This is a genomic window from Robinsoniella sp. (assembly GCF_034124845.1).
The window spans coordinates 1-14,935 of record NZ_JAWYAJ010000158.1; the positions used below are offsets into that span (position 1 = coordinate 1).

Consider the following 14,935-nt stretch of genomic DNA (forward strand, 5'->3'; position numbering starts at 1 on the left):
GCTTTAAATATCCGGATGCAGAAGATTATGTGCTGCAGAACATCAGCTTTCGGGCGGGAAAAGGGGAAACGGTTGCCTTCATTGGTTCCACAGGCTGCGGAAAGAGTACGGTCATTAATTTGATTCCCAGGTTTTATGATGCAACAGAAGGCGGGGTCTATGTGGATGGAATCAATGTCAAAGAATTTACCCAGGCGGCCTTACGCAATAAAATCGGATATGTTTCCCAAAAAGCAATCCTGTTTAAAGGAGATGTGGAATCCAATGTGTCCTTCGGTTCCAATGGAACGGGCAAAGTGACCAATGAGGAGGTAGTTTCCGCTATTTCTACCGCACAAAGCACGGATTTTGTAGAAGGTATGGAGAATTCCTATAAAAGTTATGTGGCACCCGGTGGAACAAATCTATCCGGTGGACAAAAACAGCGTCTTTCCATTGCAAGGGCAATTGCGAGAAAACCTGAAATTCTGATATTTGACGATAGTTTTTCTGCTCTGGACTATAAAACGGATAAATTACTTCGCAGCGAATTAAGGCATCAGGCAGCGGACGCCACCATTATTATTGTGGCGCAGCGAATTGGAACTATTAAGGATGCGGACAAGATTATCGTTCTGGAGGAAGGTAAAATCGCCGGAATGGGTACCCATCATCAATTGATGAAAAACTGCAATTTATACCAAGAAATTGCCTATTCTCAGCTTTCAAAGGAGGAACTGGAAAATGAATAATGATCAATATGAAAAACATCAAAAGGCAGAAGGACCAGACGCTTCGGAGTTTTCCGGATTAGGAGGAACTGTTGATAAAGCAAAGGATCCGAAAAAAACATTAAAAATGCTGCTGTCTTACTCAAAAGAATATTTAGCTGCTATCATCTTCGCAGTTATGGCAGCAATGCTGGGAACCGTAATCGTCCTGGCAGGGCCAGAAAAGCTTAAAGACATCACCAATCTGATTACGGAGGGCGTAGCCACAACCGTGGACATGCCCAGCATTGTCAAAATCGGTATCCTGTTAATTGGCTTATATCTTGCCAGTGGCCTCTTAAGTACTGTACAGGGATGGATTATGGCTACCGTTACACAGCGGATGTCCAAAAAAATGCGGACAGATATCAGTAAAAAAATCAATCGGCTGCCAATGTGGTTCTATCACAAAAATACAACGGGTGACATTCTGTCCCGTATCACCAACGATGTGGATTCACTGGGGCAGAACTTAAACAACAGTGTTACAACGCTTGTCACCTCAATCACCATGCTTGCAGGATCTTTGTTTATGATGTTCATTACCAACTGGGTTATGACGGTTACTGCCATTGCTTCTGTAGTAGTCGGTTTTATCATCATGCTGGTTATCATGTCGAAATCCCAGAAATATTTTGATAACCAACAGAAATATCTGGGACAGATTAACGGACATATTGAAGAAACCTACACGGGTCACACTATTGTAAAAGCATATAATGGAGAACAGCAGATGTATGAGCCGTTCAGGAGCCTGAATAAAAAACTGAAAAAAAGTACTTATATGGCACAATTTCTTTCCGGACTGATGATGCCTGTAATGACCTTTGTGGATAATATCGGTTATGTTGCAGTCATTGTTGTCGGGGCAGCTCTGGTCATGAGCGGACACATCTCTTTTGGAGTAATTGTTGCATTTTTAGTCTATGTGCGCTATTTTACCCAGCCGCTCACCCAAATTGCACAATTGGCACAGGGTTTGCAATTGGCAGTTGCTGCAGGGGAACGTGTATTTGAGTTTTTGGACGCGGAAGAAATGACGGACGAAGGGCATAAAAATGTTAAGCTCCAAAAGGTTACCGGGCATGTGGAATTTAAGAATGTAAAATTTTCATACGAAGGTTCGGATCAGACGATCATCCATAATTTTTCCGCAACAGCCAGACCAGGTCAGAAAATCGCAATTGTAGGCCCGACTGGGGCAGGAAAAACAACACTTGTCAATTTGCTGATGCGATTTAATGAAATAAATGGCGGAAAAATTTACATTGATGGTATACCAATCAGCCGGATGACAAGGGAGCAGGTTCATTCACTCTTCTGCATGGTATTACAGGATACCTGGCTTTTTGAGGGAACTATTCGGGAAAATATTGTTTACAATAAAGAAAATGTATCGGAGGAAATGCTGAAAGAGGCTTGTAAGGCAGTAGGATTGCACCATTTTATCCGAACGCTGCCAAAAGGCTATGACACCGTTTTAAACGATAAAATCAGTCTTTCAGCGGGCCAGCGGCAGCAAATCACCATTGCACGTGCCATGATTGATAATGCGCCAATGCTGATTTTAGACGAAGCAACCAGCTCAATTGACACCAGGACAGAGGTACTGATACAAAATGCTATGGATAAACTGATGCAGGGACGCACTTCTTTTGTCATTGCCCACCGGCTATCCACCATTAAAAATGCAGATGTTATCTTAGTGCTGAAGGACGGGGATATTATTGAAAGCGGAAACCATACAGAATTAATGGAAAAAGGCGGATTTTATGCGGAGCTTTACAACAGTCAGTTCGAAGTGGCATAGAAGAAAGCAAACAAACAGAAAGGATGATTAAATGAAGATTGCATTATTCAGCGACACCTATCTTCCCCAGATTAATGGAGTGGCGACCCATGTAAAAACCTTAAAAGAGGGAATGGAGGAGCTTGGACACCAGGTTATGGTGGTAACAGCAGATTCAAAAGTGCGCTGTCACAGCCTTGAGGAGGGGGTACTCCGATGCCCTGCAACGGAACTGAAGGACCTATATGGTTACGGTATGGCGCCCACGTACAACCAGGAACGCATGCGTCTGCTTCGTGCTTTTTCTCCCGACATTGTCCACATTCATACGGAATTTGGCATCGGTTCCACCGGCCTTGAGCTTGCCAGGGAACTGAGTGTCCCTTTGATTTACACCCAGCATACCATGTGGGATGAGTATCTTCACTATGTTGCTTCGCCCACACTACTGCCCACTGTCCGCAAGCTTGCCCATGCATATTTCCGGTATTTTGCCAATCAGGCAGATGCCGTTATCGGTCCCTCCCATAAAGTACAAACCTTTTTGGATGCCTGCGGAGCCAAACGGAAGGTGGAGGTCATTCCTAACGCGGTGGAACTGGATCGCTTCTCCATGGAACAGGTGGACAAGGGAAATGTAGAACTGATCCGGCAGACCTATGGCTTTCAGCCGTCTGATCTGATCATCTGCTTTTGCGGGCGGTTGGCACAGGAGAAAAGTGTGGATGTACTTCTGGACTATTTCGCAGTCTGTCATCAGGAGGACTGCCACATCAAGCTGATACTCATAGGCGACGGTCCTGCAAGGGAGGCACTGGAAGGCAGAGCACGACATCTTGGAATCAGTGATGCTGTGGTTTTTACCGGCAGTATACCTCATGATTCTGTCCGGGATGTATACGCCTGTTGTGATCTTTATGCCACTGCTTCCAGATCAGAACTTCATTCTATCTCTATGCTGGAGGCTATGGCTATGGGTCTTCCTGTTCTGCATATTCTGGATGAAGCTAATGCGGGACAGGTAGTGGACGGGGTTAATGGATATGTTTTTGCCAATGCCCGGGAACTGCGTGCACACATTCTCCGGTACCGGGACAGCAGTGAGGCTGAAAAGCAGCAGCTGCGTGCTTCTGTGACGGCATCTGTGCGATTTGCTGACCAGATTGGGATGGCGCAGAAAATAGAGAGTATTTATCAGCGCCATGTAAAACAGGAGGCTGCACTTATGGCGGAGACTGGAAAAGGAGGTGGTCCTTATGCCATTCCTTGATATCTTACTTTTGTTTATTGTGGGTAATGTACTTGGATTTGTAATAGAGACGGTATACTGTTATTTCCTCACCGGAAAGATAGAGAGCCGCCGTGGGGTAGTCTATGGACCATTTAACCAGGTGTATGGCTTTGGTGTCGTCCTGATGACATTACTGCTGCCACCTCTGGTTGGGGGAAACCTGCCTGCGCTTTTTATCGGCAGCGCTCTCTTGGGTGGACTCTTTGAAGCCCTATGCAGTTTCTTTCAGGAGAGCGCGTATGGAACGGTCTCCTGGGAGTATTCAGGGCAGCGTTTCTCCTTATTAGGAGGTAGGACAAGCCTGACTTATATGTTCTACTGGGGCATCCTGGGTACATTCTATATCCGTGTGATTCACCCGCTGCTGTTTCGACTATTCCAAAGAATCCCGTTATCTATCAAAGCTCCGGTGGTATTGGCACTAACGCTTTTTCTTATTTTTGATTTCTGGCTCTCAAATGCAGCTGTACGAAGATGGCGCAGCCGGCTGGATGGGATACCTGCCGCTGGAAAGCTGGAGGTCTGGCTGGACAAAAAGTTTACAAACGAACGGATGCTTAAAATCTACCCAAGCATGAAGGTCCCGGTCCGCGATGAAGCAGGCTGTTCAGAGCCCCAATAAACACCATTTAAACAGCGGCCTACTGTGATTCCTCTTTCCCGGACCCAAACGACACCGCACACCAGGCGATCCCCGCTATGATTAAGACTGCTAAAAACAAAAGTTTACTCTGGGGATCAATGCCCTCCTGCCGGGTTTCCATAGGTTCGGGAAGGTCTTCATTTGACAGATTTTGGGGAGGGTCACTTTGCGGTGTTTCTGTTGTATGAGTGGAAGGGGTTACCTTTGCGGATGTCTGGACGCTATCCTTTTTTAACAGGTATGCGTAGCCCAGGTGATGATCCCCATAGTCATAGCGGATGACGCCAACGGCACCGGCTGGAGGATTTTTAGGCAGACCTTTGATTAAGATACGTTTAATGCCTTTGAATTCGGTCGTATCTGCGGGGACGGAGACCATACTGCTGCCGGCAAGTTCCAGCTGTGACGGTTCGTAGGTATTTCCATCTATGGTAACGGGTTCCCGGAAGAGATTGGCTGTACTGTCGTATTTGGAAATATCCAGGTTCTTGAAGTTTTGAAATCCGCTTTCCAGCTGAGCTTTACTGTCCAGATAATATTGGGATGGTGTGCCCCTTAAGATGACACTTATCAGTCTGCGGCCGTCCTGTTCAGCGTAAGTAACCAGTGTATTTCCCGCAGGAGTGGTGTATCCGGTCTTGCCGCCAATAGCAAACGGACAGTAGAATTCGCTGTTTTCATCGGAAGTGCTCACCAGTTTATGTTCCATATATATCGTGATTCCGTTGGGATTATTCAGAGTCGGGCTGATTTCATGTGAAAGGGAAGAATCAATTTCCAACAGCTTTGGATTGGAAAATGCCGCCTGGGCGATGCGCGCCATTTCATAAGCGGTGACCACCTGTGTATCATCATTTAAACCGGAGGGATTGGCAAAGTGGCTTTTGGTGCACCCAAGTGCTGCCACTTTATCGTTCATCATCTGCACGAATGCATCACGGCTTCCGGCAACATGCTCTGCCAGTGCATTTGCCACCTGGTTACAGGAGTGGAGAAGCAGGGAATAGAGGCAGTCCTCTACGGTTAACTGGTCACCTGCAGCCACATTGAGTTTGTTGCCGCTGCCTTCTTCCACATTATTAACCGCATCATCAGAGAAGGTCACAATGTCTTCTAAATTGCTGTTTTCCAAAACAATCAGAGCGGTCAGAAGCTTCGTAATACTGGCTGGAGGATATGGGGTATCGATATTCTGCCCCAGAAGAACTGCGCCGGAATCCATATCCACTACCACTCCTGCTTCTGCCTGAATCCAGACATCAGAAGGCCAGTCCGGCATTGCATATACTGTCAGAAGTAAGGCGGGGCATATAAACATAGAAATAAGAACAGCGATGGATATACGTTTCATGGACATCTCCTTATCAGGTCTGATTTTTAAGTGACCGAAGCGGCAGACGGTGAAAAAGCGGTACAATCCGCCGGCTCTTTATATAGTATTACGGGGCTGTCTCAAATAGAAGAGTTATTTCCAACTTGACAATCTGGCAGAATCTTCCATGATAAAAATTAGAGCGTGTATGATATCCCTTTTCCGTTCAGCAATTTTTCAACAAATGGGTTGGCTGGCGAATGGGCTACATTTTCCGGAGTATCATATTGCTGGACAGCGCCCTGATCCAGAACCAGAACTTTCGTGCCAAGGAGCAATGCTTCGGAAATGTCGTGTGTGACGAAGATAATGGTAATGCCTGTTTTATGATGAATTTCTTTGAGCTCCTTTTGCAGCTGCACCCTGGTGATCTCATCAACGGCTCCAAAGGGTTCATCCATCAGCAGGATTTCGGGAGAGGACGCAAGTGCCCGGGCGATTCCCACACGCTGCTGCTGGCCTCCGGAGAGTTCTGAGGGATAGCGCATCCTCATATCGTCTGTGAGCCCTACGATTTTCATCCATTTTGTAACGGCATCGTGGGTTTTCTTTTTGTTGCGATGGTTCAGCAGATTCGGGACATAGGATATATTATCTTCCACCGACATATGGGGAAAGAGAACGCTTCCCTGAATACAGTACCCGATACTCCGTCTGAGCGCAATCAGGTCTTCATTCTGAATGTCCTTCTGATTGACCAGGATACTGCCGCTGTCCGGGAGCAGCAGCCCGTTGATCATCTTTAATAATGTGGTCTTACCGCATCCGGACGAACCGATAACGGTAAGAAATTCCCCTTTTTCTATATCCAGATTAAAATGTTCGATGATTGAATTTTCATCATATTTTTTTTCGATATCTTTAAATTGTATAATCGGCATTGTTTACCTCCTTCTTAGATTAATCCCTTTTCTTTTAAGAATGCAAGTGCAGTTTCTCTGGGTTCCACACCATTGTTTTCTACATTATAATTCATTTCCGCCATTTCTTTATCAGTTAATATATCCTGCACCATATCGAATACTTCAGCCAGATCCGGGTTTTCTTCCAGCACTTCCAAGCGTATAACGTTACCGCACTGATAGGAAGGGTAGAAATGTTTGTCATCTTCCAGTACAACGATATCAGAGACACTGTACTGACCGTCGGTTGTAAAGATCGGCATTACATCAATCTTCTTCTCATTGATCGCCTGGTATTTCAAGCCGATGTCCAGGTCTACGGTATTCTTAAATTCAAGACCATAAGTATCGCAGAGCGGAGTATATCCGTCTTCCCGTTCATAAAAATCATACTCGGCACCAAAGGTCAGTTCGCCAGACACTGCCTGCAGGTCGGAGATCTTTTTCAGGTTATATTTATCAGCGATATCTTTTCGGACGGCAAGTGCGTAACTGTTGGCGAATCCATACATGCCGGTCCATTCCATTCCAAATCCTGACTCATATCCGGACTGCAGCTGCCCGAACATATCTTCTGTATAAAGTTCACTTTTCTTAAGCACCATATTCCATCCGGTTCCGGTATACTCGGGATAGAGATCAAATTCACCTTTTTCCATTGCCGGCTGAATATTAGAGGTACCGCCGCCAACGCCCTGGGTAATCTCTACGTTCAGGGAGGTATAATCTTCAATCAGGATGCCCAGCATTTCACCCAGGATATACTGCTCTGTCATTGGTTTTGTGGCAATATGTATGGTATCTTTTTTGGATTTGTGGAAAAAAGCAGCGGCAGCAGATACTATCAGGATGAGCACGATGCCGCCTATGATCAGGGATATTTTTTTCCTGTTTTTCGTTCTTCTTTTCCTTTGCAGAAGTTTTTCAACCATCCCCAGAATAAAGTCAGATAACAGGGCGATCACTGCGATAAGAAGGCTTCCCGCCATAGTCATTGCGGCATTGTTGGTGGTGATTCCTCTGTAAATAGCCACACCCAGACCGCCTGCGCCAATGAAGGAGGCGATACCAGCCAAAGCGATGGTCATGATCACCATGTTTCGGATTCCGGACATAATTACCGGCAGGGCTAAGGGGAGTTTGATCTTGAATAAAATCTGGCTGTCCGTACTGCCCATACCCCTTGCGGCTTCAATGATATTTTCGTCCACATTTGTGATTCCGGTGTAAGTGTTGCGTACCATGGGCATTAATGCGTAAAAGGTGAGGGCAATCACGGCAGTTACATTACCGATGCCCGAAAAGGGAATCAGGAATCCAAGCATGGAAATTGATGGAATGGTGTAAAGAAAGTTGATGATACCAAGTACGGGTTTCGATGACCGTCGGAATTCGCTTACCAGAATGCCGAGAATGCCGCCTAAGAGAATTGCAATTACGATAGAAATTAAAGAAATTTTTAAATGTTCCAGGCACAGATTGATGAAAAAAGAACTTCGCTCCGTTAGTAATATCCAGATATCCATTAACATATTTTCGCTCTCCTTTTAGTTGCTTTTACGGGACAGGTTTCATAACATTGTACGCATAACAGACAATGCTGCTGTGTGATAAATGCTTGCTTTTGGAATCAAATCAATGCTGCGGGCTGGTTTTGGCGCAGGTTTTGGCACGGCTTCCGCAGGAGATATCATCCCCGGTAATTTCATATACTTTTATAATGGAGTCCATGTTTCCAATAGAATCATTTTCTCTGTGTACAGGAGTTGAGCATATAGTAAAGTATTCTAAGGAGCTGATGTTTATGCAGATTGGTTTAAAAACCGCATCTGATGTCCGGCGAATTACTTCTTTTCTTCTGACTTAGCAATTAATATCTGCGGCATAGAAACTTTGCATATTAATAGCATATCTTGCAGTATTTTTTCTTCATCTTGATGAAACTTATTTTTGATCCAGTCAATTAATATTCCTGCAATAGCCTCGGTATAAAAGGCTGCTAGAAAATCCTTGAATTCAGTGTCTATAGAAATATTCAGCTCTTTTTCTCCGTTACGGATTGCACTGCTCATGACATTGATTAAATCCATATAAAAGAATCTCTTGATTTCCTCATGCCCCATAGAATCATATGCACAGTTGATAATGTGTTTGTTTTCATTTACATAGTTCATTACAAATCGGAATGCTTTTTCTGTATTTACAATTAAATCAAAGTTTTTTACGACTTCAATAGCTTCCTGCTCCAGCATCCATTTCAAAAGGTCATATATATCTTGAAAATGATAATAAAAAGTATTTCTGTTTATATTGCAGAGGGTAATGAGTTCCTTGACGGTAATCTTGGACAAAGGCTTACTTTCCATTAACTTTTTTAAAGAATAAGCAAGTGCCTGTTTTGTTTTCAGGGACAATTCTTGATTTGTCATATTCTTCCACACTCCTTTCAACTTATTATACACCTGTCTATAAAGCCATTCAACATGTATTACAAAATCGTTTGCTAACATTTCACTTATTAGGCAAATGTATGCAGTTTATCTGATATCGAACAGCAGCAATGGCATTGTCTGTAGGAATATACAGTGTTCTTGGGTAAAATGATTTGAAATAGCCGGTACAGCCTGCTGACCGAAAAGGAGAAATTAAATTGATGCGTAAATTTTTTACCAGGGTCGTAAGCAACCCCCAGAAAATATTAATACTGTTTGTTGTGGCAGCACTGATTTGTGCAGTACTTCAAAGCTTTGTTAAAGTCAACTATGATATGAAGGATTATCTCCCGGATGACAGTTCTTCAACGGTTTCACTGGATAAAATGAACAGTGAGTTCGACGGCGGTATTCCAAATGCCCGAGTTATGGTTAAAAATGTCACCATACCGGAGGCGCTCGCTTATAAAGAAAAGCTTCGAAACTGCGATGGTATTTCTGACGTTCTTTGGCTGGATGATGCTGTCAATATTTATCAGCCCATGGAAACACTGGATACCGATACGGTGGAAAACTATTATAAGGACAGCACGGCACTGTTTACCGTGACGATTGCTGAAGACCAGCGCATAGAAACAGTAGATGCAATCCGTGAGATCATCGGTGATGACAATGCTATGACGGGAGATGCGGTTTCAACAGCTATTGCCACAACCAGCACAGTCAGTGAAATCCAGATGATTACCGGATTTGCAATTTTGGCAGTACTGCTTGTACTCCTAATTACGACAACATCATGGATTGAACCGGTTATGGTTCTGATTGGTCTTGGTACTGCAATTATAATCAACAGCGGAACAAATCTGTGTTTTGGTGAAATTTCGTTTATAACAAACGCAGCTGGTGCGATATTACAGTTGGCGGTATCGCTTGATTACTCCATCTTTCTCATACACCGCTATGAAGAATGCCTGCAGGAGAATCCCGACCGCAAAGGTGCCATGGTTGATGCACTTTGTAAATCAACCTCATCCATCCTCGCAAGCGGACTGACAACCGTAATTGGTTTTCTGGCACTGTTGTTTATGCGTTTTAGAATCGGACCGGATTTGGGTCTGGCACTTGCAAAAGGGATTTGCATCAGTCTGATTGTTGTATTTGTGTTTATGCCGGCGCTGATTCTGAAGATGTATTCTCTGATGGAAAAAACGCACCACAGAAGACTGCTGCCTGATTTCAAGGGTTTTGGAAAATTTGTAAGCCGCATTATGGTTTTGATGGTCTGCATTTTTTGCATATTAATTGTACCATCTTTTTTGGCATCGGGACAGAACGCTTATTATTATGGCTCCTCACAGATTTTTGGTTCAGCCACACAACTGGGAAAAGACACCGAAGAAGTGGAAGATATTTTTGGAAAAAGCGATACCTATGTGATTTTAATACCCAACGGCGATTCCGAAACCGAATGCAGGCTGTCCGATGCACTCCATGAGATCCCACAGATCAGCAGCATCCTTTCCTATGTGGATACTGTAGGTGCCGAAATACCGAAAGAGTATCTGGAGGAGAATACCTTGTCACAGCTCGTCTCCGATCACTATAATCGTATGGTCCTGACTGTTGAAACTGATTACGAGGGTGAGCAAACCTTTCGTCTGGTTGAGAAAATACGAGAGACGGCAGATCAATATTATCCGGGCAGTTACTATCTTGCAGGGGAGGGCGTCAGCACTTATGATCTGATGGATACCATAACCGCCGATACCTTTAAGGTAAATCTGATTGCCATAGCCGCTGTATTTATCGTGCTTTTAATTACGATGAAATCAATCTCACTGCCGGTTGTTCTGGTGCTTGCCATAGAAACTGCGATCTGGATTAATATGGCAATCCCTTATTTTTCAGATTCTGTAGTATTTTACATTGCCTATTTAATTATCAGCTCCGTGCAGCTGGGTGCAACGGTAGATTATGCGATCCTTTTTACAGACCGATACAGAGAATTCCGGCAGAGTATGGATAAAAAGGATGCAATTATCCAAACTATCTCAGCAGTTACCGCATCGATACTAACATCGGGAACTGTTATGACGTGTGTAGGTTTTCTGCTGGGCTTTATATCAACACATGGTATTCTGTCACAGCTTGGGCTGTTTCTCGGCAAAGGTACACTGCTTTCAATGGTAATCGTGTACTTTGCCCTGCCGGGACTTTTATATCTGCTGGACGGATTAATCAAACATACTACGCTGAAAGCCAATTTTTACAATCCCCAAAATAAACAGGAGGAAATACACAATGATTATAAATAAAAAGGTTATAACTGTCTCATTGGCAGGAGTTTTGATCCTTACTTCAGTTACACCGGCTCTTGCCGCCGGAACGCCTTCCAAAAAGGAGGAAGTGATCTATATAAATTTACATTCGGATGGAATGCTCAAAGGCATTTATGCCGTCAATATTTTCGGTAAAGGCGAAGTGACCGATTACGGCGATTATTCCGATGTCAAAATGCTCAATACGACCGATACAATTACGCAGAACGGCAATGAGTTTTCCTTTTCAGCTTCCGCAAATAGAACTTATTATGAGGGTAAAATGAAAACCGATACGATTCCGTGGAATATTTCCATAGAATATTCCATGGATGGTCAAAAATATTCCGCCGAAGAGATTGCAGGTAAAAGTGGGAAACTGAAAATACATTTTAAAGTGACGGAAAATACTGCTTGCAGAGGCAGTTTCTTCGAGCAATATGCTTTACAGGCAGCCTTTACACTGGACACTGGAAAATGCAGAAATATTGCCGCCTCGGATGGAACACTTGCCAATGTGGGTGGTGATAAACAGATTTCCTACACGATACTTCCGGGAAAAGGCATCGATACGACAATTACAGCGAATGTGACCAATTTTGAAATGGACGCGGTATCTGTTAATGGAATCCCCCTTTCTTTAAACGTAGATGTGAACGACAAAGAACTGATGGAGCAGGTTACAGAACTGCAGGATGCCATTAAAGAATTGGATAACGGGGCAGAAAAACTGAAGGACGGATCTTCCCAATTACAGAACAGCGCAGAGGGTGATCTGCAAAGTGGGGTGAATGATCTGGCAGATGGAGCAAAAGAGCTTCAAAATGGTGCAGCCAGCCTGAAGGATGGAGGAACACAGCTGAATGAAGGAACCAATGATCTGCAAAGCGGCGCCGCATCACTTTATAGCGGTGCAAAGTCTCTGAAGGACGGCATTGCCCTGGTTCAGAAGGGACTTGATGAATTGAACAGCAAATCCTCTGGGCTTAAGGAAGGTTCTGCAGAAATGAAAGGGGCTTTGCTTCTGATTCAGAAGCAATTGCAGGGAATCTCCGTTTCTGCCGATAAACTCACCGAACTTGTGAACAGCTCCTCCGGAATGAAGGAAGGTATTGATGGTCTTTCTGAGGGAATTACGCAACTACAAAGCAATGTGGGTTATCAGGCATACAAGGCTGCGATGAGTGAAAATGGACTGGATATTGACCAGGTTCAGCGTGGAAATACACAGACGATTCAAACCCTGGCTGACCAGATCGAAGTACTGAATGGACAAATCACACAACTGGAAGCCCTTGGAGAGGATACAACACAATTACAGGCACAAACAACACAGCTTCAGGACATCTCGGTTCTTCTGCAAGGCAACAGTGCCGCCATTTCCGGTACGGAAGCTTATTTAACACAGATTCATGAAAGTATAGGGAGTTTGGCGAAGGGTATTGCAACGCTGAAAGATAACTATGCCTTACTTGACGGAGGTATCAATGAGCTGGCGGGAACGGTTAGCAGCATGCTTGTTCAGATGTCAGAGTTAAAAGGAGGCATTGATGAACTGGTTACTAAATACGGCGAACTGGATACCGGAATCAACGATTATACAAAAGGAGTTGCCAATATCGTTGCCGGATATTCGCAAGTTGTATCTGGTGCGGATGATGTACTTAGCGGCAGCAGGGAGCTCAATGACGGATCGGCAACGCTGTATGGAAAAACCGGAGAGCTGCTTTCTGGTATTGTAGAATTCTACAACGCATCAGGGACGCTGCGGGACGGAACTGGTGAACTGGATGATGGTGTTGCGGATTTACTGGTTGGAGTTGCAGGGCTGTATGACGGTAGCGGAAATCTGAAAGATGGGACGGGTGAACTTCGCAGTGAGACAGATGGCATGGATACTGAAATTTCCCATAAGATTGATGATATGCTGTCAAGTATTACCGGTGATGGGACAGAAATCGTATCTTTCGTTTCAGAAAAGAATACCAATATTGAATCAGTCCAGTTTGTAATGCAAGCAGATTCCATAGAAATTGAGGATGTTAGCAATACCAAGACAGAGGATGCAGAAAAACTTACATTCCGGCAGAAGCTTCTCCATTTATTTGGATGGGATGGAAAATGATAGATGAGGCGGTATAATATTAAATTTGGTTTGCCTGTGCCATTCTTAAGCTTTCACTATCGGCAGGTCATCATGGCCGGACGGTGAGTTTACAACTTGGAAACATCTTCATGTTATATTTTCATTAAGGCGGTAATGGGAATAGAACAGGAAAGGGGTATAAGAATGGCAGCAATACTAATTGTAGAAGATGAGTTGGCGATAAATGAATTAATCCGCAGAAATCTGCAGCTTGTAGGACACATGTGTGTATCCGCATTTGATGGGGAGGAAGCAGTGGGTGAACTTGGACAGAATCATTTTGATTTGATCATTCTGGATATTATGCTGCCTGGGCTGGACGGATATGAGGTATATAAGGAATCCAAGGGAACGCCCACGATTTTTCTTACTGCCAGGACTGGCTTGGCGGACCGGGTAAAAGGATTAAAAATGGGTGCGGATGACTATATCACAAAGCCGTTTCAAATGCTGGAGCTTCTAGCCAGAGTAGAGGCTGTTCTGCGCAGGACGTTAAAACAAAATACCTGTTTTGAAGTTGGAAAAGTCAGAATTGATTTTGACAGCCATCAGGTATTTTTAAATGACCTGCTGATGGATTGCACACCAAAGGAGTATGACTTGCTGGAAACGCTGGTTACAAACAGGAACATTGCGCTCTCCCGGGATAAACTTCTGGAACTTGTCTGGGGGTATGATTTTGAAGGGGATACCCGGACGGTGGATGTACATATACAAAAGCTGCGTAAGAAGCTGGAACTGGAAGACTATATAAAAACCGTATATAAGATGGGATATCGTCTGGAGGTCACGAAATGAAAAAACGGGCTTTTTTTACCACGCTTATTTTATTCTTATTCTTTTTATATGCGGGGATAACCATAATGTCTGCAATCATATTTAAAGATAAGGTTGGTGTTATAAAGGAGCGATGCCTGGCGGAGCATTACGTGATTGTTTCTTCTATATTAAAAGATTTTCAGGCACTGGACAGCAGAGGAGTTGGGATAGAGGAATCTTTGGAGAGCTTAATGCATCCGTATTCCTACCTTGCAAAAGGAAATGACATGGGACTTGCAGTATATAAAAGCGAAAATCTGGTTTATGCCAGTATTAATAAGGAAAATCTGGCAGATATAAATACAGATTCATATAAGGAAGGGCAGCGTTACATAACCATAAAAGACGATGATAAGCCATTTGTTTACGTTGCTGGTCTGCTTCCGGCACCTTATGAAGATTATGCGCTGGTATACCGCTACAATATAGCGGAGACCATAAATTCCTGGAACCAGTTAAAAAATACTCTGTACC

General features: G+C 44.0%; 11 protein-coding genes and 1 pseudogene. 8 read left to right on the top strand and 4 right to left on the bottom strand.

From position 1 onward, the window contains the following. The 4 genes from ACH2DQ_RS07510 to ACH2DQ_RS07525 form a co-directional block, all read left to right on the top strand. A partial coding sequence (locus ACH2DQ_RS07510; RefSeq protein ID WP_395026198.1) for an ABC transporter ATP-binding protein occupies positions 1-731 on the top strand: 731 nt, incomplete at its 5' end. After that, positions 724-2,559 (top strand): ABC transporter ATP-binding protein, encoded by a 1,836-nt coding sequence (locus tag ACH2DQ_RS07515; RefSeq protein ID WP_394912571.1) that lies wholly within the window; start codon positions 724-726, stop codon positions 2,557-2,559. The genes ACH2DQ_RS07510 and ACH2DQ_RS07515, both read left to right, overlap by 8 nt. Positions 2,560-2,590: 31 nt before the next feature. After that, the gene (locus ACH2DQ_RS07520) at positions 2,591-3,808 is read left to right on the top strand and encodes a glycosyltransferase (protein ID WP_394912572.1); all 1,218 of its coding nucleotides are present in this window, start codon (positions 2,591-2,593) and stop codon (positions 3,806-3,808) included. Beyond that, positions 3,795-4,451 carry a putative ABC transporter permease gene (locus ACH2DQ_RS07525; RefSeq protein WP_394912573.1) on the top strand — a complete coding sequence of 219 codons (657 nt, stop codon included), beginning with the start codon at positions 3,795-3,797 and terminating at the stop codon, positions 4,449-4,451. Before ACH2DQ_RS07520 ends, ACH2DQ_RS07525 begins: the two co-directional genes overlap by 14 nt. 19 nt (positions 4,452-4,470) lie before the next feature. On the opposite strand, the gene ACH2DQ_RS07530 is transcribed toward ACH2DQ_RS07525, so the two are convergent. The 4 genes from ACH2DQ_RS07530 to ACH2DQ_RS07545 form a co-directional block, all read right to left on the bottom strand. Continuing rightward, positions 4,471-5,823, bottom strand: coding sequence for a D-alanyl-D-alanine carboxypeptidase family protein (locus tag ACH2DQ_RS07530; protein WP_394912574.1), 1,353 nt, complete (start codon positions 5,821-5,823; stop codon positions 4,471-4,473). Between the two features lie 158 nt (positions 5,824-5,981). After that, positions 5,982-6,725 carry an ATP-binding cassette domain-containing protein gene (locus tag ACH2DQ_RS07535; RefSeq protein WP_394912575.1) on the bottom strand — a complete coding sequence of 248 codons (744 nt, stop codon included), beginning with the start codon at positions 6,723-6,725 and terminating at the stop codon, positions 5,982-5,984. A 14-nt stretch (positions 6,726-6,739) separates the two neighbouring features. After that, positions 6,740-8,278, bottom strand: coding sequence for a glycine betaine ABC transporter substrate-binding protein (locus ACH2DQ_RS07540; RefSeq protein WP_394912576.1), 1,539 nt, complete (start codon positions 8,276-8,278; stop codon positions 6,740-6,742). Positions 8,279-8,590: 312 nt separating this feature from the next. After that, on the bottom strand, positions 8,591-9,175 hold the full coding sequence (locus ACH2DQ_RS07545; RefSeq protein ID WP_394912577.1) for a TetR/AcrR family transcriptional regulator C-terminal domain-containing protein: 585 nt from the start codon (positions 9,173-9,175) through the stop codon (positions 8,591-8,593). A gap of 224 nt (positions 9,176-9,399) precedes the next feature. Here ACH2DQ_RS07545 and ACH2DQ_RS07550 point away from each other — a divergent pair, with 224 nt between their 5' ends. The 4 genes and pseudogenes from ACH2DQ_RS07550 to ACH2DQ_RS07565 form a co-directional block, all read left to right on the top strand. Further along, positions 9,400-11,493, top strand: coding sequence for an RND family transporter (locus ACH2DQ_RS07550; RefSeq protein ID WP_394912712.1), 2,094 nt, complete (start codon positions 9,400-9,402; stop codon positions 11,491-11,493). Continuing rightward, positions 11,480-13,621, top strand: coding sequence for a hypothetical protein (locus ACH2DQ_RS07555; protein WP_394912578.1), 2,142 nt, complete (start codon positions 11,480-11,482; stop codon positions 13,619-13,621). Before ACH2DQ_RS07550 ends, ACH2DQ_RS07555 begins: the two co-directional genes overlap by 14 nt. Before the next feature lie 165 nt (positions 13,622-13,786). After that, positions 13,787-14,440 (top strand): response regulator transcription factor, encoded by a 654-nt coding sequence (locus tag ACH2DQ_RS07560; protein WP_394912579.1) that lies wholly within the window; start codon positions 13,787-13,789, stop codon positions 14,438-14,440. Then, a pseudogene (locus ACH2DQ_RS07565) lies at positions 14,437-14,935 on the top strand (two-component sensor histidine kinase); the annotation flags it as partial. The gene ACH2DQ_RS07560 and the pseudogene ACH2DQ_RS07565, both read left to right, overlap by 4 nt.